Annotated in this window: 23 protein-coding genes; 18 read left to right on the forward strand and 5 right to left on the reverse strand. The window is 38.5% G+C overall.

What is annotated here, in order from left to right; translation table 11 throughout:
• Positions 1-319 precede the first annotated feature (319 nt).
• Positions 320-1,756 carry a hypothetical protein gene (locus ACZ5XR_RS09070; protein ID WP_464501333.1) on the forward strand — a complete coding sequence of 479 codons (1,437 nt, stop codon included), beginning with the start codon at positions 320-322 and terminating at the stop codon, positions 1,754-1,756.
• 92 nt (positions 1,757-1,848) lie between these two features.
• Positions 1,849-2,541 (forward strand): NAD(P)-binding domain-containing protein, encoded by a 693-nt coding sequence (locus ACZ5XR_RS09075; protein ID WP_464501334.1) that lies wholly within the window; start codon positions 1,849-1,851, stop codon positions 2,539-2,541.
• 10 nt (positions 2,542-2,551) lie between these two features.
• On the opposite strand, the gene ACZ5XR_RS09080 is transcribed toward ACZ5XR_RS09075, so the two are convergent.
• The gene (locus ACZ5XR_RS09080) at positions 2,552-3,922 is read right to left on the reverse strand and encodes a hypothetical protein (RefSeq protein ID WP_464502270.1); all 1,371 of its coding nucleotides are present in this window, start codon (positions 3,920-3,922) and stop codon (positions 2,552-2,554) included.
• A 568-nt stretch (positions 3,923-4,490) separates the two neighbouring features.
• Positions 4,491-4,823, reverse strand: a complete 333-nt coding sequence (locus ACZ5XR_RS09085) for a hypothetical protein (protein ID WP_464501335.1) — start codon at positions 4,821-4,823, stop codon at positions 4,491-4,493.
• Between the two features lie 302 nt (positions 4,824-5,125).
• Here ACZ5XR_RS09085 and ACZ5XR_RS09090 point away from each other — a divergent pair, with 302 nt between their 5' ends.
• From ACZ5XR_RS09090 to ACZ5XR_RS09155, 14 genes are all read left to right on the forward strand, one after another.
• Positions 5,126-5,458 carry a 2Fe-2S iron-sulfur cluster-binding protein gene (locus tag ACZ5XR_RS09090; protein WP_464501336.1) on the forward strand — a complete coding sequence of 111 codons (333 nt, stop codon included), beginning with the start codon at positions 5,126-5,128 and terminating at the stop codon, positions 5,456-5,458.
• Between the two features lie 48 nt (positions 5,459-5,506).
• On the forward strand, positions 5,507-6,277 hold the full coding sequence (locus ACZ5XR_RS09095; RefSeq protein ID WP_464501337.1) for a creatininase family protein: 771 nt from the start codon (positions 5,507-5,509) through the stop codon (positions 6,275-6,277).
• Between the two features lie 225 nt (positions 6,278-6,502).
• The gene (locus tag ACZ5XR_RS09100; protein WP_464501338.1) at positions 6,503-7,231 is read left to right on the forward strand and encodes a TenA family transcriptional regulator; all 729 of its coding nucleotides are present in this window, start codon (positions 6,503-6,505) and stop codon (positions 7,229-7,231) included.
• 140 nt (positions 7,232-7,371) lie between these two features.
• Positions 7,372-8,853, forward strand: a complete 1,482-nt coding sequence (locus tag ACZ5XR_RS09105) for an aldehyde dehydrogenase family protein (protein ID WP_464501339.1) — start codon at positions 7,372-7,374, stop codon at positions 8,851-8,853.
• A 28-nt stretch (positions 8,854-8,881) separates the two neighbouring features.
• The gene (locus tag ACZ5XR_RS09110; protein ID WP_464501340.1) at positions 8,882-9,361 is read left to right on the forward strand and encodes a GlcG/HbpS family heme-binding protein; all 480 of its coding nucleotides are present in this window, start codon (positions 8,882-8,884) and stop codon (positions 9,359-9,361) included.
• Between the two features lie 107 nt (positions 9,362-9,468).
• Entirely contained in the window at positions 9,469-10,053 is a 585-nt protein-coding gene (locus tag ACZ5XR_RS09115) for a chromate transporter (RefSeq protein WP_464502271.1), read from the forward strand.
• A complete protein-coding gene (locus ACZ5XR_RS09120) occupies positions 10,050-10,580 on the forward strand; it encodes a chromate transporter (RefSeq protein ID WP_464501341.1) in 531 nt (176 codons plus the stop codon). The genes ACZ5XR_RS09115 and ACZ5XR_RS09120 overlap by 4 nt, the downstream gene beginning before the upstream one ends.
• Positions 10,581-10,603: 23 nt before the next feature.
• Positions 10,604-11,293 carry a GntR family transcriptional regulator gene (locus ACZ5XR_RS09125; protein WP_464501342.1) on the forward strand — a complete coding sequence of 230 codons (690 nt, stop codon included), beginning with the start codon at positions 10,604-10,606 and terminating at the stop codon, positions 11,291-11,293.
• 166 nt (positions 11,294-11,459) lie between these two features.
• The gene (locus tag ACZ5XR_RS09130; protein ID WP_464501343.1) at positions 11,460-11,810 is read left to right on the forward strand and encodes a 2Fe-2S iron-sulfur cluster-binding protein; all 351 of its coding nucleotides are present in this window, start codon (positions 11,460-11,462) and stop codon (positions 11,808-11,810) included.
• Between the two features lie 454 nt (positions 11,811-12,264).
• Positions 12,265-12,705, forward strand: a complete 441-nt coding sequence (phaQ, locus tag ACZ5XR_RS09135) for a poly-beta-hydroxybutyrate-responsive repressor (RefSeq protein WP_464501344.1) — start codon at positions 12,265-12,267, stop codon at positions 12,703-12,705.
• Positions 12,686-13,228 (forward strand): hypothetical protein, encoded by a 543-nt coding sequence (locus ACZ5XR_RS09140; RefSeq protein WP_464501345.1) that lies wholly within the window; start codon positions 12,686-12,688, stop codon positions 13,226-13,228. Before phaQ ends, ACZ5XR_RS09140 begins: the two co-directional genes overlap by 20 nt.
• Before the next feature lie 148 nt (positions 13,229-13,376).
• On the forward strand, positions 13,377-14,597 hold the full coding sequence (locus tag ACZ5XR_RS09145) for a helix-turn-helix domain-containing protein (protein WP_464501346.1): 1,221 nt from the start codon (positions 13,377-13,379) through the stop codon (positions 14,595-14,597).
• Positions 14,598-14,801: 204 nt separating this feature from the next.
• Positions 14,802-15,977 carry a NupC/NupG family nucleoside CNT transporter gene (locus tag ACZ5XR_RS09150; RefSeq protein ID WP_464501347.1) on the forward strand — a complete coding sequence of 392 codons (1,176 nt, stop codon included), beginning with the start codon at positions 14,802-14,804 and terminating at the stop codon, positions 15,975-15,977.
• 326 nt (positions 15,978-16,303) lie between these two features.
• Positions 16,304-20,461, forward strand: coding sequence for a S8 family serine peptidase (locus ACZ5XR_RS09155; protein ID WP_464501348.1), 4,158 nt, complete (start codon positions 16,304-16,306; stop codon positions 20,459-20,461).
• A gap of 145 nt (positions 20,462-20,606) precedes the next feature.
• Here the strand turns inward: ACZ5XR_RS09155 and ACZ5XR_RS09160 are convergent, their stop codons facing one another.
• Positions 20,607-21,968 (reverse strand): IS1182 family transposase, encoded by a 1,362-nt coding sequence (locus ACZ5XR_RS09160; protein WP_464500685.1) that lies wholly within the window; start codon positions 21,966-21,968, stop codon positions 20,607-20,609.
• Between the two features lie 209 nt (positions 21,969-22,177).
• Here ACZ5XR_RS09160 and ACZ5XR_RS09165 point away from each other — a divergent pair, with 209 nt between their 5' ends.
• Complete coding sequence (locus ACZ5XR_RS09165; RefSeq protein ID WP_464501349.1) at positions 22,178-23,374, forward strand: MFS transporter; 1,197 nt, start codon at positions 22,178-22,180, stop codon at positions 23,372-23,374.
• A 33-nt stretch (positions 23,375-23,407) separates the two neighbouring features.
• On the opposite strand, the gene ACZ5XR_RS09170 is transcribed toward ACZ5XR_RS09165, so the two are convergent.
• Entirely contained in the window at positions 23,408-24,151 is a 744-nt protein-coding gene (locus ACZ5XR_RS09170) for an ABC transporter permease (RefSeq protein WP_464501350.1), read from the reverse strand.
• Positions 24,151-24,888 carry an ABC transporter ATP-binding protein gene (locus ACZ5XR_RS09175; protein WP_464501351.1) on the reverse strand — a complete coding sequence of 246 codons (738 nt, stop codon included), beginning with the start codon at positions 24,886-24,888 and terminating at the stop codon, positions 24,151-24,153. Before ACZ5XR_RS09175 ends, ACZ5XR_RS09170 begins: the two co-directional genes overlap by 1 nt.
• A 181-nt stretch (positions 24,889-25,069) precedes the next feature.
• Here ACZ5XR_RS09175 and ACZ5XR_RS09180 point away from each other — a divergent pair, with 181 nt between their 5' ends.
• Complete coding sequence (locus ACZ5XR_RS09180; RefSeq protein WP_464501352.1) at positions 25,070-25,240, forward strand: hypothetical protein; 171 nt, start codon at positions 25,070-25,072, stop codon at positions 25,238-25,240.
• Positions 25,241-25,276 lie beyond the last annotated feature (36 nt).

Below are 25,276 nucleotides of genomic sequence, written 5' to 3' on the forward strand. Positions count from 1 at the left end.
CTAAAGCTATAAATGTTGGCAGGGGAAGTTGTTTTGAGCACAGAAAGTGGTTGGTTCACGAAAAAGAAAGCGTTTTACTAAAAGAATTAAGCAGGTGCATTTATTATTTTATTATGGTATACAATCCACAAAATACAAAACTAGCATTAGAACTCTTTTTTTCCTTATATTCCATTAAATGATTGTGAATGAGGAAATACATAGTCTTCTAGGATCAGTCATACAAAGGTTCCTTCATCCTCAATCCTTTTCAAAACATTTAGCATAAGTTGTCTAATTGAAAAGCGTTTTAGATTCTATTTAATGATGGAGGTAATATATGGGACTAACAGCAGCTCATTGGATGTATCTGATTGTCACTGTGAGTGTAATTATTATCATGCTTTTTAGAAAGGGGATTGTTTTACCTCTTATCATCGGGACTTTTTTAGTCGCCGCGGTTTACAAAGGAGGTATTATTGCAGGGTTTCAGGCAATCTTTAATGCCAACCTTGTTGCAGCCCAGCAGCTATTCAGTATTTTCCTAATTATATCAATCATGATTGGACTACTTAACTCTTTAAAGGATTTGGGCGCGGATCAAAGGATGGTTGTTCCGATCCAAAAAATCATGGTAAACGGGCATGTTTCGTATCTCGTTTTAATGGTCGCCACCTATGTGATTTCACTCTTTTTCTGGCCAACCCCGGCAGTTCCGTTAATTTGTGCTTTGTTAGTACCTGCTGCAGTGAGTGCAGGATTACCAGTAATGACTTCAGCAATGGTCATTGTCATTGCCGGCCAAGGTATGGCGCTTTCTTCTGACTATATTATGCAGGTTGCGCCAATGCTTAGTGCAAAAGCGGCTGGTATTGATAAATCCTTAGTTGCCGACAAGGCGATGATTTTATCTTTAATTGTTGGATTAAGTTCTTTGGCAATCGTGTACGTGACCCATCGAAAAGCGATCACCAAAAAATCGGGTACAGCTGAGACTACAATCTTTAATGTTGCCGATGAAATGGCTGCTACAGTAGCTGTTGAAGAAAGTCCAGTATTGGTCCAAAGAAAACAAACCTGGGGAAAAGCGTTTGCTGTCATTGTACCACTAGCGATGTTAGGTGTAATGATTTATATGTTCGGGACCAAAATTGGCGGACACACTGGATTTGAGGGAGGAGACGGCGCAGCTTTCATTGGCGGGGTTGCAACCATCCTATTAGTATTGGCTACTATTGCCTTTAATCGAATTCATGCACTTGAAAAAATAAGTGAACACATTACAGAAGGATTTGTCTTTTCATTCAGAGCAATGGGTCCAGTCATTCCAATTGCAGGATTCTTCTTTATGGGAACTGGTGACTATTCAGGACAAATTCTATCTCTTGCACCAACAGCTAAGGCACCGGCATTTTTATTCGACATCATCCAGGCAGGACAGGCTTATATTCCGCACAGCCCAATTTTTGCGGCAATCGGCATTTTACTCGTTGGTATCATCACAGGATTAGATGGTTCCGGTTTTGCAGGCCTTCCTTTAACAGGTGCTTTATCAGGAGCGTTAGGTCATAGCTCTCATCTTGATCCATCCGTTATGGCCGCAATTGGTCAGATGGGCTCGGTTTGGAGCGGTGGGGGAACACTTATTGCTTGGTCTTCTCTTTGTGCAGTAGCAGGCTTCCTGAATCTTTCACCATTAGAGCTGGCGAGAAAGAACTTCCTGCCCGTAATCATTGGACTGTTGCTAGCAACGGTTCTAGCCGTTATCATATGGTAGCTGCAAACATTTAATTATTAAATGGGGTTTCCTGACAGGGGGGTCGGGAAGCCCTATTTTTGCATATAATGGGAAAATCGAGGTGAGCAGGGATGAAAAAAAGTAAAATTGGTATCGTCGGTATTGGTAGATTAGGCACCGCCATGATGACGCATTGGAATAAAAAGAATAGAGAAATAGGGATATTCCATCCTTCCAAAACGAAGGCAGAACAATTTGCAGAACAATTTCCAAATACCTATCTTTTAACAGAAAAAGATTTGCTTGAATTAAATGTGTTAATCTTGGCTTTGCCCGCAATGAAGATCGTTCCCTTTATCTCCGATTTGAATATAAAATCACCTATGATCATTAATATGGCCACGACTCTTCAAACGAAAGAAGTTAGAGCTAAATTCCCTGAATTAAAGGTTTACGGGGTAAAGTTCATGGGGCACTGGAAAGACTTATTGGAACACGGCAACGGCCTATTTATCACAGAAACATCGCTTCCTGAGGAAATAGAAGAGATATATCAATCTCTTGGCCAGGTAAAAATAGAAAATGAAAATTGTTTAACAGAAATAAATAAATTAGCAACCTATTACGCAGTAAAAACGGCAATCGAAATCGAGAATGAATTTGCCAAAAGGGGATTTCCTTCCGAATATGTCAAAAGGGCTTTAACATCGTTAGCTCCAGAGATCATACGAGGGTATTGTGAAGGGAGCCTCGGGCACTTTGCGATGGAAATCGTGAAAGAAATTCAATATAAAGATGAAAAGGGTGTCAATCATGCAGATTGACACCCTTATTTTATGTTAATAATAATTGCAAAATAAATAAATAACCCATTACACATGCAATATAAAGGCCTGTGAAGGTTAGATTCCAGTTTGACACTTTATAGGAACTTTCCTTTACAATATTGGACATGAGACCTAAAGTCGCATTATACGGGCCTACCAGAAACGAGGAAACGGCTCCGGCGAGCATTGCGACAGTCAATATTTGAGGTGAAATACCGATCGTGTGCGGATTTAATCCTTCCGCCAATAGTGCAAGGGAAACAGCTGGATGAAGACCGAGAAAGGCAAAAGCCAACGGGATTAAAGGCAGTAAAATTAAGAAGGCCTCCACACCTGCCACATGAATAAACTTAATCACCCAACTGTACAACCATTCATTTGTATGGGAAACATTGATAGCAGATATAAAAAAACCTGCCGATAAATAAATGAAAAATTGATCCTTCATACTAATGGAGAAAGACTGAAAATGCTTTAATAACTGAACTCCAAATTCCTTCCCCTGTTTTAAGAAAAGAGACCATGCAAGCGCAAATGGGATAACCAATAAAGATACTAGAATTAAAAAAGGATACGGAACATTTTTTTCGACGATGGAAATCACGATATTGAAAATGATGATGGCCAGCAAAATTTGTAAGACTCGGCGTGAACGGTTATTCGGGCTGATTTCTGCCGTTGCCGCCGTTTCATCTGCAGCTATGCCCTTTCTCGGTTTGTTCATCACTTTTGATTTCCGTGCTCCAATATACCAATCCATTCCCATTCCTATAATGCTAAGTGGAATGACATAAGGAAGAATGGAAATCCACGATACGCCCGTCATGGTAATGACAATTCCTACAATAGGGGTAACGGGAGCCCATATAAGCGGCATCGCAAATCCGCGGGAGATTGCTCTGCTCATAAAACGCTCTTTGTTTTGTACTGTAAATAAGTCCATCGCCGGCCTGATGGAGTAGTAGGTCATTGGCAAGGTCGCAAGGTTCATAAATATACTAAAAAAATAGGAAATCGCAGAAGTGATGATATAAAGTTGACCGGAATTCTTAACATTTTTTTGTATAATCGTTTGAATCCCGCCGCTATAGCCGCCTAATTTTATCGGAATTCCTAAAATCGGGACTAAGGTAAACATGGTAAGCAAATCAAGCATTGGACCAAAGGAAAGAATGTATTGAGAATAAGAAGCATTGCTTTTCCAAAGTAACAGGAGTCCCAGAATTAAAAAACTGCTACCTAATATTCGAACAAATCGCTTTGCCAGGACCCATGTACATAGGACAATCAGAAGACTTAGTATGGATATAAGAACATTTAGATCAAGTTGAGGTAAAAGCACAGATAATAAATATAAAAAAATCACCAACAAAAACATACACCGGAGCATATCATCACCTAATTTCTTTATAATGGTATACCAAGTGAATGAATTTATAATAAACCAGTCACAAATTAGCCATAATTTAATAAAAATTTGGTATTTGGTATACAATTTGGTTGTATTATTTTCAACATCATAATAGAATAAAAGTAACAAATAACCCATTATTCAGGAGGAATGAAAAATGTTTAACTTCCTATTTGGTTCCAAACAAGCTGCTAAAAAAGCGGAGAAAAAATTAGCTTCATTAAGAAAAACACTTAAGTTTTAATCTTTCTATAAAAACCGTCCCTTTCAAGTGGCGGTTTTTTTCTGCACTGCTAAATTTGATTTCCGCTCCGGACGCTCGCTTTCCGCGGGGAGGTCCGGGAGCCTCCTCGGCGCATAAGGCGCCTGCGGGGTCTCCCGTAACCTCTTCATCCCGCAGGAGTCGAGCGTCCTCCGCTCCAATCAACAAATATTAAAAATCAACATTAGATTTTAACACAGCCATTTTTTAAAAAGGATAAATAAAATAAAAGCCGGAGAGATGTTTTCCCCCCGGATTTTTTATTTTCAAAACTTATACTGTTGCTTCAGCCTTAACAAGCTTGGAATTCACTGAATCTTCACTGTTCCCCGACGCCTTGACGATCTCCTGTAACTCCTCACGGGCAGCGTCAATCGTATCGAATTTTTCAAAGAACTTAACAGCAATATGATTTACATATTGTTTTCCTTCGTATTCTTCAAATAATTGGATTTTAATATTGTCATCAAGGACTTTGGCAATGGTATATGTAGCTTTTAATTTATCAAAAAAATAGAATTGATAGGATTCTACAGCCTCTAAACCCTCGTTTTCTAAAATCGTTTGGACCGTATCTTTATTCGTTAAGACTATAAATTTTCCCATTTCGAACACTCCTTTAATTAATTTATGACTACTACGTGCTATCCTAGACCAAGACCTAAAACTAAGATTTTAGCATCACCTCTGCGGAACATTGTATACCAAAACTTCTTAATTGTATTTTAAAGTAAAAAGTCTGATAATTCAATATTATATTCTAAATATTAGAAAAATTTAAACGTATGCATCTCGTTAAAGTAGTAAATAAAGCAGGTTTAGAAAAAAACTAGTTTACTTATTGGTTAAAATGATTGTATACTTTAAAAAAATCTTAATTTTCTGAACGGAAGGAAAGGGGATTTGGTATGCCAAAAGTTATTCTTCATGTTGATGAAACAATCGTGGAACAAGAGGTTAAGGACAATGCCAATTTAGTCGTACTTGCCGCTACTCGACAATTTCCTAAGTTAAAGTATGGCTGCGGAATGGGACGGTGTACAAAATGCACGTGTCAAGTGATTAACGGTGCAGAAACATTGGCGCCTCCAAATTGGAAGGAAGTCAAAATGCTGGGTGACAAAGTGAATGAAGGTTATCGATTAACCTGCCAATTAACGATCCAAGAGGATATTGAAATTTCACAGGAAAATATTTCTGTTCCAGTTCCTAAAAAGCAATCAACCGTGCAAACGTTATAGTTTTTAAAAGGTATACAAAATACAAAAAGATACAAGAGGTGAAGTTTTGTGGATTGTTATGATCTAACTCGGATGACGTGGAAGGAAGTGGAAGAATCGTTAACTACGGTTCAGCTTGCGATCATCCCAATTGGTGCCCATGAACAACATGGTCCGCATATGGTTGAAAGCTGCGATGCTGTATTGGCTGAAAAAATGGCTAAAAAGCTGGGAGAAAAATTATATCCATATGCATTGGTTACACCAACTGTAAATATGGGGGTTTCGCAGCACCATTTAAATTTTCCAGGTACGATTTCTTTGCAGCCTTCAACGCTGATTGCCATTCTTAAAGATATGATTGAATCATTGAAGCATCATGGTATAAAGAAGTTTTTATTTTTAAATTCACACGGCGGCAACCAATCTACCTTAAGCGTCGCAGCACTGACTTTAACAAAAGAATTAGAAGTAGAAGTTTATTATGCGAAAACGACCGCATCGGCGAAGGAATCTTTTAAGAAATATATCAAATCCTCTTTATACGGCCATAGCTGTGAACGGGAAGTTTCGGAAGCGCTTTATTTGGCACCAGAAATTGTCCGGATTGCTGACCTCGAAAAGGGGGATATCCAGGAAGAGGGAAGATGGAAGCAGCTTAGACCAGGCAAAGCCATCCAAGGGTTTTATTACTATGAAGAAATGACTCAAAATGGGTGTATCGGCGATGCCACCAAAGCAAGCCGAGAAATTGGCGAAAGTATTGTCGAGGAAGCACTGGAAAACCTGAGGGAAGAGATTAGCAAACTATTAAATTTAAAAATCAATAGTTTCAACTAGCTTGAGATCAGGGAATAGAAAACGTGATTTATAATCTTTAAAAAATTCTAAATATTTTGTTTACAAACAACATAAAGTAGGTTAATATATTTTTAAAGGTATACCAAACAGTTAAAAAAGAGTGTTGGCAAGCAACTTTCTTTTATTTTTTCAACAGTTTGGTATACAAAATATCAAATGCCAAGCATTAAGAAAACCTACATAAAACTAGAGGAGGACTATAAAATGGCAGAATTATTATCAAAAGATGAATTTCGTAAACAATTAGAGGAAGCAATTAAAGGGAACCATAGCCAAAAGGCTCCATTTACTCTAGCTTGGGCTGAAGGGAAGCTTGAAAGAAAACACTTTGCAAAATGGGCTGAAAACCATTACCACTATGTAGGACCTTTTGCAGACTACTTAGCGTATATTTACCACAACACTCCAACCGATCCAAAATTTGAATCTGCAAAGGATTTCACATTACAAAATATGTATGAAGAAGAAATCGCAGCAGATCGCCATACCGACTTACTAATTCGCTTTGCAGAAAGCTGCGGCACCACTCGTGAACGAGTGATGGACCCTGCTAACATGGCTCCAACGACTCTAGGTCTTCAAAGCTGGTGTTTTGCTGTTGCGGCTCGTGAAAATTTCGTCGTGGCAACGGCTGCATTAGTAGTTGGTTTGGAATCACAAGTTCCTGATATTTACCGGAAACAGACTCCTGCATTACGTCAACAATATGGATTTACAGATGAAGAAATTGAATTCTTTGATTTACACATCGTATCTGATGAAATCCACGGCGAACGCGGTTACAAAATCGTTCTTGACCATGCAGATACTCCTGAATTACAGCAGCGCTGCCTAGAAGTTGTCCGTACGGGAGCAAAAATGCGCCGCATGTATATGGACGGTCTATGGAGAGAATATCTTGAGCAGGATCTAGGAGCATTAGTTCAGTCTTAAGTATTGACTAAAAGTAACCAATTATATATTCCTGATTCAGAAGATTGAACTTCCTATAGAAAATCGACGCACGTTTCAGGCCGTCCTATAAATCTTGAAAATTCGAGGTTCTATGAGACGGCCGTTTTTTATTTAATAGAATGGTAGAAGGTGATAGTTTGCTAACGACTAAAGTTGAGACATTTAATAATTTAATTGATGGTGAGTGGCAGGAATCGGTAAGCAATAAACTGTTTTATAGTGTAAACCCTGCAAATACAGAAGATATTGTCGGGGCTTTCCAAGCTTCAAATGAACAGGATGTCAAATTAGCCATTGAAGCTGCCGTTAAAGCATTTCCAACCTGGGCCAATACAGCGCCATCTAAACGGGCCTCTATTTTAAATAAAGCGGCCGAGATTTTAGAACAAAATGCCAATCAATACGCTGAAGAATTAACAAGAGAAGAAGGAAAGCACGTAAACGATGCAAAGAATGAAGTGCTGCGCTCTGCTCAAACACTCCGTTATTACGCTGTGGAAGGACAGAGTATTTCAGGAGAGACGTTTCCAAATGATGATCCGAACATGAAGGTTTCGACGGAAAGAGAACCGCTTGGAGTGGTAAGTGTCATTACTCCGTGGAACTTTCCGATTTCGATTCCTGCGAGAAAGATTGCTCCCGCATTAATCACCGGTAACACGGTTGTTTTTAAGCCATCATCTGATACTCCGCTTATTGGATTGCGACTTGTGGAAGCATTGGTTCAAGCTGGTATACCAAAAGGTGTTATTAATTTTGTAACGGGAAAAGCTTCGGAAGTTGGGGATCTTTTGGTTACACATCCTGCTATTAAGGCAGTTACGTTCACTGGTTCGACGGCTGCAGGTGAAGATATTCATAAGAAATCTTCCTTTACAACCCGTACACAAATGGAGCTTGGCGGGAAAAACCCATTAATCGTCATGGAGGATGCTGACCTCAATTTGGCTGCTGAATTAACTGTAAACGGCGGATTTTCGCTAACAGGTCAGGCCTGTACCGGAACAAGCAGAGTCATTGTCATGAAAAATGTCAAGGATGAGTTTGTTCAAAAACTAATTGAAAAAACAAGTTCGCTTAAAATCGGCAATGGCTTTGAAGCGGGAGTCAAAATCGGGCCGCTTGCCAATGAAAAACAATTGAAAAATGTCTTGAAATATATTGAGTTTGGTAAAGAAGAAGGAGCGACATTAGCTTATGGAGGCGAACAGCTGACTGACGGGAAATTCCAACAGGGCTACTATGTTCAGCCGGCGATCTTTACCGATGTAAAACCTGATCATCGCATTGCAAAGGAAGAGATTTTTGGTCCCGTTGTGGCAGTGATCGAAGTAGAATCATACGAAGAGGCGATTAGGATTGCCAATGGGGTGGAGTATGGATTATCTGCTTCCATTGTGACAAATAACTTGAAGATTGCGGGTAAGTTTACGAAAGACATTCAGGCAGGGACGGTAAAGGTGAATCGGACTACGACTGGCAACTTAATCAATGCTCCTTTTGGCGGTCTGAAGAAATCCAGTACATCCACATTCCGTGAATCCGGCAGAGTTGGTTTGGAGTTCTTTACACAATTAAAAACAGTCTATATCGGCTATTAAAACAAGTAAATTTCCGAGGAGAGTCGCTATGAAACAAGCCCTTAAATTAGAATTAGAAGAAGCCAAATTAATGGTTGAAGCTGCAAAGAAAAAGTCAGAAGAGATTAATGTGCTAGAAACGATTGCTATTGTGGATGATGGCGGCAACCTGATTGCCCTTGAAAGAATGAATGGAGCACGCATTACCGGCCCTGAAATTTCAATTGCAAAAGCTTATACAGCTTCCGGCCATAAACGTTCCACACATTTATTTAACAAAGAGCCAAACGGCCCCGCGCTTCCAGGAAATGAAGCATTTGGGATCAATCAGATGCTTCCAGGCAAGTTTGCCATTTTTGTTGGAGGATTCCCAATCGTGGTGAATGGTGAAGTTGTAGGTGGAATAGGTGTAAGCGGCGGAAACGGTGAACAGGATACGGCAGTGGGCACAGCAGCACTAAAGGCTTTACAATCCTATTTGGCAAAAAGCGGACTAGAAGTGATTACCGAAGCGGATATTAAAAAATAAGCAAATAGGAAGACCTTATTCAAAATTTTTGATGGTCCAGAATAAGGTCTTTTTTTAGAATCCAAACCTTAAGATTTTAGAAAGGGGAGAATCACTTGAAGCCCTATATGGATTTAACAATTGGATTTGCCCGCACAGGTGTGACTGGTTATGGCGGGGGGCCATCTACCATTCCTCTGATTGAATACGAGGCCGTCCAAAAATATAAATGGATGACGGTAGAGGAATTCACAGAAATTTTAGCCCTTGCAAATACAATGCCAGGACCGATTGCAACGAAAATGGCGGCCTACATCGGCTTCAAAGTGAAGGGTAAATTAGGTGCTACAGTAGCGATTCTTGCCCATATTCTTCCATCGATTATTGCCATGATTGCTTTGTTAGGCGTCCTTTATTCGTTTCGTCATTCTCCCATTGTGGGTGGAATGGTAGAAGGTGTTACACCTGTGATCGGTTTTATGCTGGCGGAAATGGCCTATCGCTTTTTCCAAAATGGCCGCAAAGGACTAGGTATTTCAAAAATGCTCTCATTTTCAGTCATTTCTTTAGTCTTAATCCAATTTTTAAATGTGAATCCAGGAATATTGATCGCAATTTTTCTTATCTCGGCTTATTTTATTGCTGCTCGTAAACAAAAGTCATCACCAAACTCAGATGATAATGTGGTTCAAATAAAGGAGAAAAGTTCATGATTTATTGGCATATATTTTGGTCGTTTTTAGTTTCTAATTTATTGGGGTATGGCGGCGGCCCTGCGATCATCCCATTAATCCAAAATGATGTAGTGAATCATTATCATTGGATGACTTTATCTGAGTTCAGCAATGTCTTGGCCATAGCGAACGCCTTGCCGGGACCGATTGCAACGAAAATGGGCGGTTTTATTGGATATCAACTTGGGGGAGTTCTTGGGTCTATTATTGCCCTTGCAGCTACCATTCTGCCATCAGCTATTGCCGTTATTTTAATGTTTAAGTTTGTGAATTTATTTAAAGATTCACCAAAAGTGAAATTAATGACAAAGTCTGTTCAACCCATCATTGCTGTGTTGCTTGGCATTATGGCCTACCAATTCTTTTTAGATGCTTTTGAAAAAAGCGGAGCCATCCAACTCATTCTTTTGACTTTGCTAAGTTATCTCACCTTAAGTAAGTGGAAGGTTCATCCTTCTCTTGTCATCATTGGTGCGGTCGTTTATGGGGGCTTTTTTTTATCCTAAATCTATAATAGCGGGTGTAATAAATGGAAACGACATGGGAGGAAAAAAATCTATTATCAATCAGGGAACATGCTTATCTTTATTTAAAAAAGACGATTCTCGAAGGTGAATTTCAAGCGGGGGACCGCCTTATTGAACGAGAGCTTGCGGCAAAATTGAACATTAGCCGGACTCCTATCAGGGAAGCATTGTTCCGTTTGGAATCACAGGGATTTGTAAAAACCGTACCGCGGAAAGGTGTCGTGGTGACGAACATTTCGGAAAATGAGGTTATTGAGGTATTTACGATTCTCGCCTCTTTGGAGGTACTGGCGGTAAAATTAGCGGCCCAAAGAATGGATCAAGAAACCCAATTGGAGCTGGACCAAAAAATTCAAGAACTGAAGGAATTGGAAGAGCAGGCGGAAGAAAATTTCAATTTTGAACACATTCAAATGAATCGGCTGATTAATAAAGCATCTAAAAGCCCCAAGTTATTTGAAATACTTTCCGGCCTGATCGACTATATCCATATGGCTGCCAATATGGGATATGAAACTCCAGGAAGACGGAAAGTATCATTAAGAGAACATATTGATATCATGAAGGCATTAAGAGACAGAGATGCTGAAATTGCCGAGTATTTAATGAAGATCCATATTGAAAACTCCAAAAAGGCTTATATCACCTATATGGAGAGTTTAAAAGAGAAACAAAATAAAAGGAAGTATTAAGCAGGCCGCTATTTTTTAAGTAGCCTGTTTTATTCATTTTAAAACACTATAGGATCCTATATGTAAATTTAAAATATTTCAATATTTTAAATTTTACATATTGTTAGAAAATTAAATTTATGGTATATTGTATACCAAGAAGATAATGAAAAGGAGGAATTGACCAATGCCAAATATCAAATTTATAAATAGCAATAAAGAATTTACGGTTCCTGAGGATTCTAATATTTTGAGAATGTCCCTCCGATATGATGGTGAACTTCCGAACCGTTGTGGTGGAGGAATTTGCGGATCTTGTGTATGTAAAGTGGAAGAGGGAACAGAATATCTTGATAAAGTGAAAGTGCAGGAAAGAAGAAAATTAGGGGAGGAATGGCTTGAAAAGGGCTATCGTTTAGGCTGCCAGACATTTGTCACAAATGGGGATATCTCGGTTTCCTGGGACGATGAAGTGACAAAACAAGTGAAGATGAGAAAACCGGACAAAATTAAAACGGAAGTGGCTTCCACTACCTAGACCTTTTCCTTGAAATTAGTTGAATTATAACCATTTTTTAAAGGGGTGAGATTATGTGGGTCTGCACTACACATATGAAAGAAACATTGCCATTGTTAGAAGCTCCCCATGTTAGTAAAGCATCGTACCAAGTTAAGTGTTCACTATGCGATAATCATGCTTTTGCAAAAGTATATTACGCTCACCAAACATTCCAATTTACAAAAAAACCAAAAAATCAAGCTTCCGCACAACCATCCACTTCATAAAAAATGAAAATACAACAAAAAATAACCTTTATAGTGGAAAGTGCCTTTTCTTTCTGCTATAAAGGTTATTTTTGGTCGGGGGCCAGTCCCCCAGTACATTAATGCATTAAATTGTCGGGGGACTGACCCCCGAAATACTGCTCTTGACATTAAATAAACCATATGTGTAAAATACACATATAGATTGATTTGAGGTGATAATAAATATGGCAAACGACAACAATGATCAAAATTTGGCTCCATCTAAAAATTTTATTCTGCCATTTATTTTATTGCTGCTTAGCAAGATGTCCTTACATGGTTATGACCTTATTCAAAAGCTGCAAAATTTCGGCTTCCGAACACTTGATCAGGGGAATTTATATCGTCTATTAAGGAAATTGGAACAAGAAAATTTGGTGTGTTCTGAATGGGATGTAACAGGAAGTGGACCTGCTAAGAGAAAATACTCCATAACAGATGTTGGCATTAATTATTTAAAAATTCATGCGAATCAATTAGAGAGCTATCAAAGTATGTTAGAACAATTTTTTCATATGTATTCAAGTTTTCTTGAGCTCTACATTCCTACTTATAACAAGCAGGATTCCATAGAGAAATCTAGTATCAGTAAAGGGAGGAATAAAAATGAGTCAAAAGAAGAATGATCAAATTGGAAAAGAGTTTGTAGCAAGTTCATATGTTAACACATTATGGGATCAATTTGAAAATGCTGTACAGCTTTCCCGTCAATTCCTTGAGGAAGGAATTGAAGCGTCAGTAAAATCATTTGAGGATGCTGCAAAATTTAATTCTGAATACCGAAATAGTTTTTTATTCTATTTCGATGAAACGAAAAAAGCAAATGAAGCGATCATATCACAGCAAGAGAACTCATTTAAACTAGAGTTCTTGAAAAATAATGCATTCGTTAATCAATGGCAGGATCTAGTTAATCGTTGGGAAAAAATCATGATCACTCCAACTAAATCAACATTTGATTTATTGAACCGGTTAGAAAAAAAATCAGTTGAAAACAACAAAGTTTACTTTGAGCTTCTGCAAAAACAGAGACATGAAGGTTACAATGTTTTCGATGAATATTTTAAACTAGTAAGAAAAACACATGAAAGATTTGCTCTTGGTTTAGAAGATAGTGTGAAAGAATTAGTAACTTCTTCAAGTAAATAATCAAAAATCCCTTATCAAGAATAATACTTGATAAGGGATTTTTTTATTACTCCTATATTTATTTTATTTTGAACCTCTTGCTTGCACATGTAGTATATTATTAACAATTTCACTATAATAATATCAATATGACAATAGAGGTGGGTAAATGATAGAGGGGAAGATTATCAAGTTTTATCGTGAAAAGGCGGGTTTAACCCAGGGAGAACTTGTCGAAGGAATTTGTTCAGTTACCCATTTAAGCAAAATTGAAAGAGGAATTACGGAATATTCAGGGGAAATTACATACTTATTGTCCAATAAATTAAATATCGACCTCGAAGATGAAAAGGAGTGTTTTCATAAGCTTCAGTTGAAATTAAAACTTTGGCATGAGGCATTGGTCATGCAGCAAAACGAAGAATCAGAAAGATTAAAAAATGAAATTGAAAAGGAAAAGCTTATAAACCTGGAGGATTTTCACGTTTATTATCAATTACTTTCTGCCAGACATTTTTTATCTCATTTTAAATTGGACTTAGCATTGAATATCATCAAAAGCCTGCATAAAAATGAGGCATCTTTTTCTCCACAAGATCGCAATATGTTAAAGCATGTACAAGGTATCTATTATTTTCTCACTGGAAAATATCGCGATTGTATACAAATCTTAATATCGATTGATCAAAATCATTATAATCACTTCGAATATTATTACCATCTGGCCCTTGCCTACCATACGATTAATGCTAATATCATTTCTTATTATTATGCAGAGAAGGTTCTTGATTATTTTCAAAAAACCCTTAACATTAAGCGAATCATTGATACGGAAATGATGTTGTTGATCCAATTAAATGCCAAGGAACACCATGATATCAAAAAGACGAAAGTGCGTTACGAACAATTGATCCGTACCTGTGATACCATTAATGATGTGGAGCGCAAGTCGAAGCTTTATCATAATCTTGCATTTGATCTATATCGGAGAAAGGAATACGGTGAGGCTTCGAACTATTTCCAACAGGCCATGAAACTTGTTGATGAACGGATCCCTCATTATTTACTTAGTTTAGATGGTTTGATCAGTACGAGCTACAAAGGAAACTTACTTTCACACGAGGAATTATTGGAGCTGACCAATAAAGGCTTACATTTGGCCAAAGCCGCAAAATCAGATTTATGGATATCCTTTCAATTACACATCTACCAACTCAAGGATGAAGAAAAAAAGTACTATCAGTTTATTGCGGCAACAGTCCTTCCGCATTTAAAAAATACAGGATTCAAAAACCTACAAAAACACTTTGAAAAAAAACTCTTTCACTACTATCTCCAAAAAGGAGCAACAGAAAAAGCCTTAGAACTGGCTAATTCCTTTATTGAGTGATGGTGACAGACACCGTTCGTGGACATTTATGTGACTTTGTCCATATGGGGTGGACATTAATGCGATGGTATTTCTATTGCTTATAAAATATTCATTAGACATTAGGGATTTTTTCTCTAGTGTCTTTTTTTTAGTTTTGATAATGAAGGTTTTCGAACTGGGCATGATATGTATGAGCTTATTAAACATAGAAAGGAAAATTGTATGTCCATTTTAATAGGTATAATCGGAATTATTTTGCTACTTGTGGTCGCATGGATCATGTCAAATGATAAGAAGAACATTAACTATACTGCTACAGGGATTATGTTGGTTATTCAGTTAGCGTTAGCATGGTTTAACCTTAATACATCCATTGGTAAATTGATATTAAAGAAAGTAACTGATCTGTTTAATAAAATCCTCTCGTTTGGTAATGATGGGATCGCTTTTGTGTTTGGTGGATTAACAAAACAAGGGTTGTTCTTTATAAATGTATTGATGATGATTATTTTCGTGTCTGCGCTGCTAAGCATCTTAACGTATACGAGAATATTACCATTAGCGATTAAGTACATTGGTGGAGCCGTTGCTAAAATAACAGGTCTCCCCAAAGTTGAATCCTTTGTAGCAGTGAATTCCATGGTATTTGGCGATACAACGGCGATTCTTTCGGTTAAGACTTATATACACAAATTAAGTGCCAACCGCTTATTTGTCGTTTGTACCTCGTCGTTAGTAGCTGTCAGTTGTTCCATCTTGGGTGCCTATATGCAGATGATTCCACCAAGCTATGTTCTAGTAGCACTTCCAATCAATGTTTTCTCAGGCTTAATCCTTTCTTCCATTGTGTGCCCTGTAAAGGCTGAAGAGGATGAAGCAATTAATGTGAAAGAAATGATTCATGAGAGATCTTTGTTTGAAGCAATCGGTAATGGTGCATTAGATGGAGGAAGGGTCGCATTAATAGTTGCTGCTATGCTTATTACCTACATTGGGCTGTTGGCCATGATCAACTATGTCTTTGTTATCCTTTTCGGGATAAATTTTCAAGCAGTATTGGGGTATGTGTTTGCACCCATCGCTTACATAATGGGGATTCCCGCCCATGAAATCGTACAAGTTGGCTCCGTAATGGGAACGAAGGTTGCGGCAAATGAATTTGTTGCTATGCTTCAATTTCAAAAAATGATTCCACATATGTCTGCGAAGACCGTAGCCATTGTATCCAGTTTCTTAGTTTCATTTGCTAATTTCTCATCCATCGGGATCATTCTTGGCACTATTCAGGCTATTAATGGGGAGAAAGCAAGCATGATGGCTAAATTTGGTTTGAAAATTTTGGTAGTAGCTACGCTTGGCTCCGTCATGACAGGAACCATGGTCGGCTTGTTCAGTTAGACCAGCTGGTTGTGGAGTGCTTTAAAAACAATAATTTTAAAAAACTATTTGCTCCTTTTTGAAGGCAGGTAGTTTTTTTATTTAAAATGCAAAAATTTGGGGTAATTTTATAAAAGACAACTATGACTTTTGGCCTGTTCTCTAGTTCTAGCTCAAATAAAATAGTGAAAAATATCTTTTAATTGCAGAAAAGTAATCCTTTTTAGCTAGTTTTTACACGAATTTAGCCTCTCAATAACCCCAATTTACTTCTTCCTGTATTCCCTTTACTATTATTTTTGTAATCGATTTAATTTTCAAAAAATAATAATAAAAGGGGAGCAAATATGAAATTTAATAAGAAGAGTTTTGTGAAAAAAGCGACAGCTCTGACTTTAGGGGTAGGTTTGGTTTCTAGCAGTCTATCAAATACATATTTTTCACTGCCATCAAAAGTCGATGCTGCCACAAATTCAACAGCCGAACAGATCTTAGCTAAATTGACTCCTGAGCAAAGACAGGCTTTAAAACAGCTTTCCACCGACGATCAAACCGGGCTTTTTGTGGATTCTAAAGTCAATCTTGACAGTACTGAAAATGTTTCGGTAATTGTGGAATTTAAAAACAAACCTTCGAAGGTCGCTGTTCTGGAAGCAGCAGTAAAAGGCCAAAGTATATCCGATAGCAAGGCCAAAAGTAATGTTGATAATGATCATGCAACATTTAAGAATGATTTAGAAAACACGTTTAAAGATAAATCAGATGGATCCTACAAAGTGAAACGGGAATACAAAAATGCCTTCAATGGGGTAGCACTCGAAGTACCTGCAAATAAGCTGAAGGATTTAGTGAAATCGGACGCAGTCCAAGCAATTTATAGCGATTCAACCGTAACAGTAGAGCCCCCAACCAGTGAAGCGCAGCCTTCTACGGAAGCTCAAGGCCAAGGAATGGCAGCTGAGCGCTCCTACCTTAAAATTGATAAATTACATCAAGAAGGATACACAGGTAAAGGTATAAAAGTTGCGGTATTAGATACTGGTGTTGATTACAATCATCCGGATATCAAATCCGCTTATAAAGGTGGATACGATTTTATCGATAATGATAATGACCCGATGGAAACAACATACGCGGACTGGGTAAAAGCCGGGAAGCCGAACGGAGATCCATCAACTTACGAGACAGAACACGGAACTCATGTTTCCGGGATAATCGTCGGTCAAGGGAAAAATGATAGTCCATATGCAACAACTGGTATTGCACCAGATGCTGATTTATATGTGTATCGTGTGCTTGGTCCAGGGGGAAGCGGTGCTGATGATGGAATTATCGCGGGGATTGATAAAGCGGTAGCAGACGGTATGGACGTGATGAACCTTTCGTTAGGTGCTAACTACAATGACCCGCTATATCCTGATAGTATCGCAATTAACAATGCGGTGCTAAGCGGAGTTACGGCTGTAATCGCGGCAGGAAATGCTGGAAACGGTATGTATACAGTCGGTTCTCCCGGCGGGGCAGCTTTAGCCTTAACTGTAGGAGCCAGTGATGTTCCTACACAAATTCCAACGATGAAGGGGAATCTTGACACTGTAAAATCTGATATGCGCTTATTGGCAAAAGGTTGGAGTGATAACATTTCTTCTTTATTGGGAAATTCGTATACGATTGTTCCTATTGCAGGAAATGGTGCATCTTACAACTATAATAATTCTGACCCAAATTACTATAAGGGTAAAGTAGTACTTGTACAGCGCGGCTCAACAACCATTAATGATAAAATTTTACAAGCCAAGTTAAAAGGGGCTGCAGCGATTCTGATTTGGGACAACATAACGACTGAAGATTATATGCCGTTTTATTTAGGGGAAGGCTCAGATTTTATCCCATCGTTCAATTTAACAAATGCCGATGGACTTGCCCTTCAACAAAAAATTGCTGCTGGAAATACTCAGTTTTCTTTTAGCGAATTAGGTCAATTTTCAACAAAAGGAGATACACTGGCAGACTTCAGTTCTCGCGGGCCATCTCGTGTTACTTATGATATTAAACCGGAAGTTACAGCACCAGGAGTAAGTGTGTTATCGACTGTACCAGGGTTTATCCATAGTCCTAGCAATCCAGCAGACTATAAATATGCTTATGAGCGCATGTCCGGAACCTCTATGGCAACTCCTTTCACAACTGGCGTTGCTGCATTATTATTGCAGGCTCATCCTGGTTTACAGCCGGAAGATGTAAAATCTATCTTAATGAATACCGCAGATCCTTTAAGTCAGACATACAGTGTATTTGAGGAAGGAGCTGGTCGTGTAGACCCTTATAAAGCGATTCACTCGGATATGGAAATCAAAGTGAAGGAAACCACACCGACGATTATTAATGGCAGAGAAAAACAAATAAAAGAAGATACAGGGGCTCTAAGCTTCGGTAATGAGGTTTACAACAGTAAAAATATAAAAGATACTCGTTCTTTAACATTTGCAAACAATGGTTCTAAAGATAAGACATTTGATGTTAGCGTTAACTTCCAATCAAATTTAAGAGGCTCATTAGATGCTGCGAAAAATGGTGTAGAAGTAAATAACGACCAGTCATTTAAAGTGCCGGCAAATAGCAATGTAACGAGAACAGTAACCCTATCGATTCCAGCAACAGCGGAAAAAGGAATTTATGAGGGATATATTGTCTATACCAACCATGATAATCCAAATGAAACGTACCGAGTACCATTTGGCGTACACTTTGTAGAAGAAGGATTCCAGAGTTTCACTCTTGATCGTCAGTCGATGGCTTCCGATCGTAATAATATGAATAACGGATTTTTCTATCCATATGTATTTGCTGATTTTTCATTAAAATCCCATATGAGATACATTGATATAGTAGTTGCGGATGCAGCTACAGGTAAAGACTTAGGCTTTATTGGTCAATTTGATGGGATAGGACGCGATGAAGGTGTTCAATACGGGGTTGGAGCATTCGCAGGATATTATTACCCATTTACAAATGATGCAAATAATCCAATTAGCTCGAAAACGGTATTAGCATCAGAAGGACATTACAAGGTGAAGATGATTGGATATGATGATGCAGGTAAATCCTTTACTGTTTCTCAGGATTTGTTCGTTGATAACACCATGCCTGATCAATTTGATGTGCATGTGGATGGTGAAAAAGCAGGAAATCCTTTTGTGGAATATAAAGATGGTCAACAGACTGTTCCTTTTACAGCTTCAATAAATGACAAAATTGTCGATACTATGAAAGCAGCTGGCTTAAAGGCTGATCAATCGCAAAATATGATTGGCTATTACTTTAACAGTCCGTGGCTATCCGGACTACTCTCATTAGACGAAAATGGCAATGCCAAAGATGAAATTGCCACGGCACCCAATCTACCGGTGTTAAATTTCCGGTTCTCAGGGGCAGACCAAGCTACAAACGTCTATGGTTTTAAACAATATTTCTTTGTTAAAGAAGGTACACCGTATGTGTACGGTCAGCCAAATGTTGCGACAAGATTAAACCAAGTCAATGCTCATATTGGCGATATCATGACCATTACACTTACTGCCAATAATGTGAGCAAACTGAAACTTGCTGGTTACAGCTTCACGACAAACACTGCAGATACGAATATTACCAAAATTGCGCTAAATCCTGCTGCACAAAAACTTGGCGGACAACTAAATGTGACAACCACAAATCCAACAAGCACAACCGTCAAGTCTAATGTTAATGTAACATTTGATGGCTCATCAGAGGTAACAGGTGATTTCCCAATGGTGGATGTAACGATTAAAATTCCAAACATGAAAGATGTCAATCCTGCATCTAGCTTTAGATCAGTAGCTTCAACATTCACCAGTGTTGACGGTACCGTGACAAATCCATTTACTTATATAGCGCCTATTAATATACTTTCTAATTTCACTAGCGTGGAAGCCTATATTCAGGCTGAAGGACTTAATAATGCAGATGGGTACCTTGATTTTGCTAAAGACTATACGAAAGTTGGAGCAAAGGTAACAATTAAAGATAGTCAAGGAAAAACTTACACAGGGACAATGGATAAATATGGACAATATTATATAACTGGATTACCAGTTACACGTGATGATTTTACCGTTATCCAAAATATTCCTGGCCACTTCACAATGTATGATAAATTCAACAATACTTACAGTACAATGGATGGTGTTGACTACGGAATCTTTAAAAGATTAGGGACAGAAACAATGCTTGTAGCTGCCGCAGGAGACGTAAATAAAGATAATGTCATCGATATTAATGATGCACTATTAATCCAAAAATATTGGGGAACAAGTGAACGCTCAGTGGATATCAATTTTGATGGAAAAGTCGATGAGAAGGATTTTGGCTTTGTTGAGAAGAACTTCTTAATGCAAAATCCTACCGTGGCAAACGCTCCAAAAGCTGTAAAGCAAATCAAAGGCAAAACACTTGCAGATATAAAGAGCGAGTTGGGAATTCAGTAACTCTACCAAAAGCCTTTTAAAAAAGCTGACCTAATTGGTCAGCTTCAGATTGTAGACAAAAGGCATCCGAATGTGTCCATTCGGATGCCTTTTTGTTGGACTTTTGCTCGTAAGAGCAAAACTTAGACTTATCTTATTCATATATTTACCCCATTACCGGACTTTTCCATGTCCAGCTGGCCATCTTTTTCAAATTCATGGCAGCAAAAGTAAGCATCGCTTGCATAGACAATTTTTTTAGACCTCTTAAGGTTGTCCATCGCATTCCATGCTTTTCCTTAGCATCCGCAAAGACACGCTCAATCGTTTCTTTACGTCTTGCATATATAGTTTTATTTTCTTCTGTATGACGAAGATGGTCGGCTTCTTCTAAATAGTTTTCCCACACATGTCGTTGAATTAGTTTTTTATGTTCTTTACTCTGTGTACACTGTGATAATAATGGGCAATTTTTACACTCAATGGGGTTAGAGAAGTATTGTCGATAACCTTCCTTTGTCGTTGTTGCATATTTTAATATTTGTCCTTTCGGACAGATATAACAATCATAGTATTCATCATAAACATATTCATGCTTTCTTAAGAAGCCATCCTTCGTACGAGGGCGAGTGTAAGGTAATGCAGGCGTTATATCATTTTCAAATAAGTATTGGGCAATGGCAGGCGTTTTATATCCAGCATCAGCAGCAACAGCCTCAGGTTTCCCGTGTTTTTCAATGACCTTTTCTAGAAGTGGTTCAAAAATAACGCTATCGTGTATATTCCCTGGTGTAACAATCGTACCCAGAACAAAACCATTTCGATCAGCAGCTGTATGGAATGAGTAAGCAAACTGTTTAGTACGCTCGTCCTTTACGTAATAACCACTTTCTGGGTCCGTGGTGCTTTCTTTAATTTCTTTCTTTTCTTCCTTTTCAAATTTATCTGGAGGAAATGGCTTTTTCCCGTGATCTTCGCGGTCACTATTAATCTCCTCTTGTAATCGCGCTTCATATGCTTTAGTTTCTTTTCGAACGACTTTCTTCTCAATTTTACGCTTATTTGCACTTGCTTTAACATGTGTGGAATCAATAAAAACGTGATCACTGCTTATTAATTTTTTATCAGAAGCTTCCTTCAAAATACGATAGAAAATCTGCTCAAACAAATCAGTGTTCTTGAAACGTCTTTCGTAATTTTTACCGAAGGTTGAGAAATGTGGTACTTTATCATAAAATCCAAAGCCTAAAAACCAACGATAAGCAATATTTGTGTCGATTTCCTCTATAGTTTTACGCATAGAGCGAATACCGAAGGTATATTGGATAAACGCCATCTTAATCAATACTACAGGGTCAATACTCGGACGACCTCGATCAGATGAATACATATCTTGTACAAGTGAATAGATAAATGAGAAATCTATGGCAGCTTCTATTTTGCGAACCAAATGGTTCGCAGGTACAAGTTGTTCTAAAGCTATCATTTCTATTTGGTCACGATTCATCTGTGTATTTTTTGAAAGCATAGTATCCACCTCATTAAAATCTTCATATATCAATTATACAAAAAAGACTGCCGGCAGACCCGATTTTTCTCGGATTTGTCGACAGTCTGAAGCTGACCTAATTGGTCAGCTTTTTTATTACTTCATAAATGGAGAGGTTTCCTCATTTTTGACATTTTCTCCGTTCTGTTCTACAGTATTATAGGACTTATGGAAAGGAATGGAGAATCATGGATTATATTGAGAGAAATACCCAGTCGTATCACCGTGTGATTATATGTATGCTGCTTGGCAGTATCGTTACTTTTGCAGTGCTGTACGCCCCACAGCCTTTAATGAATGTTTTTTCAAAACAATACGGAGTATCCCCCGCTACTGCCAGTGCCTCAATTTCATTTCCTACCTTCGCACTTGCTGCAAGTTTATTATTTATTCCCTTTATCTCCAGACGGATCGGCCGGAAACGAATCATGGCGATTTCCTTGTTTGCAACGTCCATTCTGGCAATGCTATCTGCTTTTAGTGTTAACTTTGGAGTATTCTTGTTCATACGGTTACTCGAAGGTATCAGTGTGTCAGGCTTTCCGGCCATTGCGATTGCTTACTTAAATGAAGAACTATCACCACACAGCATCGGTGGTACAATGGGAGCGTATGTTGCCGGTACCGCAGTTGGAGGATTTGTCGGCCGTGTTGCGATTGGGCCATTAACCGACTGGTTTTCATGGCCGATTGCTTTTTTTATTTTGGGGCTGATTTGTTTTCTTTGCAGTTTGTATTTTTGGTTCTATTTGCCTCATTCACGGAATTTCCGAGCTGAAAAAATCCCTTTTACTCATTATTTGAAAGCTTTATCAGCAGGTTTCAAGAGCAAAAGTTTGTTTCCATTGTATTCCATGGGATTTTTGATAATGGGTTCGTATATCATGCTTTTTAACTATATTGGATATCCATTAACCGAGCCACCCTATAATTTAAGTCAAACAGTTCTAGGCTTTTTGTTTGTCGTCAACTTAATTGGCACCTGGAGTTCCACCATGTTTGGAAAACTGGCAGAACACCATACTCGCCAAAAGCTGATGGGAATCTCCTGTGCCATTTTTATTCTAGGTGCCTTGATAACGCTTATCCCAATTCTGGCGGTTAAAATTAGCGGGATCGCTGTTTTTGCATTTGGATTTTTCGCAGCCCATACCACGGCTAGCGGATGGACTGGAGTGGCTGCTCCTGCCAATCGGAAAGCAACCGCGTCGTCGCTGTATTTGTTGTTCTATTATTTAGGATCGAGTGTCCTGGGCTGGGCGGGAGGATTTATATTGTCAGATCTGCACTGGATCGGACTTGTCAGTGCTATTATTATTTTCATGAGCATTTGTTATGGGTTAACTTTTCTTACAACAGAAAGGGAACGGAAGGAGTCACTTTAAACTCACAATCCGTTCCGAAAAAGGAAATGCAATTCAGGAAAATTGATGGGCTTTTGTAAATAACAGTCCATGAGTTAAAATTCCTAAAATAATCGCTGTAATGGCTGCAGCCGATGTAAAAGAATACATGATCAATATTTGATATCTGACTGCTTCAATTGGATTAGCACCTGCGACAATCATCCCGGTCATCATACCTGGAAGTTGAACAAGGCCCACTGTTTTCATTCCATCGATGGTTGGCAGCATGGACGCTTTCACGGTGTTGCGCATGACATGCGAAATAGCCTGTTTGGAAGTGGCCCCCAATGCTAAATAAACATTAATTTCTTCTCTTCTTGTTTCGATTTCAGATTGTAAACGGTTAAGAAACAGCCCCGAGACCACCATGCCATTTCCGATAATCATCCCGCTGATTGGGATAATATATTGCGGGGTGGCTCCAATGATTTTCAGGCTAACTAATAATCCCATTGTGAGAATTTCAGTGGTGGTGATCGCAATTGCGATCCGCCAGCCAATTCCCGGCAGTCCTTTTCCTTTTTTTCGGGCATTAAGGGTAGCCACCGTGATCATGACAGTTATCATCAGGAGAATGAGCGGCCATGACTTAAGCCGAAAAATTGTATGGAGGACATAGCCGACAGCGATTAATTGAGCCGCAGCACGTACGGTTCCGATGAGAATATCTTTTTCAATTCCAAGCTTCTGCCAAATCGAAAGTAAAATGGCAAAAACGACAAAAATCAGCGTCAACAGTAAGGCAAATGTATTCATCAGTTAATAGGCTCCTTCTCAAAGGATGTCGAGATAAATTCTTGGGTAATCTTATTTTTGGGATGCTCAAAGACTTCAATAGTGGGTCCTTGTTCCACTATTTTCCCACCTGCGATTACATATGTATATTGTCCAACTTTTTTTGCTTGTTTCAAATTATGGGAGACCCAAAGAATTGTTTTTCCATTTTGGTGTAAATTTTGAATTAACTCTTCAATCTCTTCGGTGCTATTCGGATCCAGCGAGGCTGTTACTTCATCTAAGAGAAGGACATCAGGCTGATTAGCTAATGTCCGTGCTAAGGAAACCCTCTGTTTTTGTCCCCCTGAAAGGGAACGGGCTTCTTGGTTTTTTATTGATTTTGGCAGTGCTACCTGGTCTAATAATTCGTTCAAGTCAGCATCGCTTAAGCTTTTCTTTAACAGGCTTGGGCCGATTAATAGATTATCTTCTACTGTACCCGGTAACATCGTTGGCAATTGAAAAACCAAGCCAATTTTTCTTCGCAGTGTTAACACATCGATCTCACCATATGGAGTGCCATTGAAACGTAAAGTGCCGGAATCTGGCTCCATCATTCGATTAAGTAATGATAGAAAGGTGCTTTTTCCCGAGCCGGAAGGGCCAATAATCGTAATATATTCACCTTCGAATATTTTTGCTGATATTCCATCTAATATGGGCTGCCCCAATTTGTCCTTTTTTATCACATTTTCGATTGTAATAAGTGCTTCCATCCAAACCGCCTTCTTTCTACAACAAAGCTTGCAACACAAAGATATTATAATACCTCTTATTGTGAAAAAATAGAGCAAATCAAAATCCTTTAGTAATTCGCCGCATAAAAGCGACGGGGGACTGACCCCAGTCATTTATTTTATGAAAGCGCATACATTGATAGTGAAGGGGGTGAGTTTCTTGCAGCATCCATATAGTTATGATTATATTAAGTACTTAAATGATGAGGCGGCTCATGGGATGACGTATGATCAATGGAAGTTTAAAAGTTTGCATAAAGGAACTGTGAAGTGCAAGCAATGCGGGAATGAGAAGGATCCATTTGAGAAATGCCCGAAATGTAAGTTCTAAGCGCTAAAAAGAGCGCTTTTTCTTTTGTTTTCTTCT

It is taken from the genome of Neobacillus sp. Fa239 (assembly GCF_055395235.1).

Bases quoted from the DNA above. Each gene is read 5' to 3' on its own strand.
- ACZ5XR_RS09075 (WP_464501334.1), top strand. From the start codon at position 1,849: ATGAAAAAAAGTAAAATTGGTATCGTCGGTATTGGTAGATTAGGCACC.
- ACZ5XR_RS09145 (WP_464501346.1), top strand. From the start codon at position 13,377: ATGATAGAGGGGAAGATTATCAAGTTTTATCGTGAAAAGGCGGGTTTA.
- ACZ5XR_RS09110 (WP_464501340.1), top strand. From the start codon at position 8,882: ATGAAACAAGCCCTTAAATTAGAATTAGAAGAAGCCAAATTAATGGTT.
- ACZ5XR_RS09160 (WP_464500685.1), bottom strand. From the start codon at position 21,968: ATGCTTTCAAAAAATACACAGATGAATCGTGACCAAATAGAAATGATA.
- ACZ5XR_RS09070 (WP_464501333.1), top strand. From the start codon at position 320: ATGGGACTAACAGCAGCTCATTGGATGTATCTGATTGTCACTGTGAGT.
- ACZ5XR_RS09120 (WP_464501341.1), top strand. From the start codon at position 10,050: ATGATTTATTGGCATATATTTTGGTCGTTTTTAGTTTCTAATTTATTG.
- ACZ5XR_RS09125 (WP_464501342.1), top strand. From the start codon at position 10,604: ATGGAAACGACATGGGAGGAAAAAAATCTATTATCAATCAGGGAACAT.
- ACZ5XR_RS09175 (WP_464501351.1), bottom strand. From the start codon at position 24,888: ATGGAAGCACTTATTACAATCGAAAATGTGATAAAAAAGGACAAATTG.
- ACZ5XR_RS09165 (WP_464501349.1), top strand. From the start codon at position 22,178: ATGGATTATATTGAGAGAAATACCCAGTCGTATCACCGTGTGATTATA.
- ACZ5XR_RS09150 (WP_464501347.1), top strand. From the start codon at position 14,802: ATGTCCATTTTAATAGGTATAATCGGAATTATTTTGCTACTTGTGGTC.
- ACZ5XR_RS09080 (WP_464502270.1), bottom strand. From the start codon at position 3,922: ATGTTTTTGTTGGTGATTTTTTTATATTTATTATCTGTGCTTTTACCT.
- ACZ5XR_RS09140 (WP_464501345.1), top strand. From the start codon at position 12,686: ATGAGTCAAAAGAAGAATGATCAAATTGGAAAAGAGTTTGTAGCAAGT.
- ACZ5XR_RS09170 (WP_464501350.1), bottom strand. From the start codon at position 24,151: ATGAATACATTTGCCTTACTGTTGACGCTGATTTTTGTCGTTTTTGCC.
- ACZ5XR_RS09090 (WP_464501336.1), top strand. From the start codon at position 5,126: ATGCCAAAAGTTATTCTTCATGTTGATGAAACAATCGTGGAACAAGAG.
- ACZ5XR_RS09115 (WP_464502271.1), top strand. From the start codon at position 9,469: ATGGATTTAACAATTGGATTTGCCCGCACAGGTGTGACTGGTTATGGC.
- ACZ5XR_RS09155 (WP_464501348.1), top strand. From the start codon at position 16,304: ATGAAATTTAATAAGAAGAGTTTTGTGAAAAAAGCGACAGCTCTGACT.
- ACZ5XR_RS09130 (WP_464501343.1), top strand. From the start codon at position 11,460: ATGCCAAATATCAAATTTATAAATAGCAATAAAGAATTTACGGTTCCT.
- ACZ5XR_RS09085 (WP_464501335.1), bottom strand. From the start codon at position 4,823: ATGGGAAAATTTATAGTCTTAACGAATAAAGATACGGTCCAAACGATT.
- phaQ (WP_464501344.1), top strand. From the start codon at position 12,265: ATGGCAAACGACAACAATGATCAAAATTTGGCTCCATCTAAAAATTTT.
- ACZ5XR_RS09100 (WP_464501338.1), top strand. From the start codon at position 6,503: ATGGCAGAATTATTATCAAAAGATGAATTTCGTAAACAATTAGAGGAA.
- ACZ5XR_RS09105 (WP_464501339.1), top strand. From the start codon at position 7,372: ATGGTAGAAGGTGATAGTTTGCTAACGACTAAAGTTGAGACATTTAAT.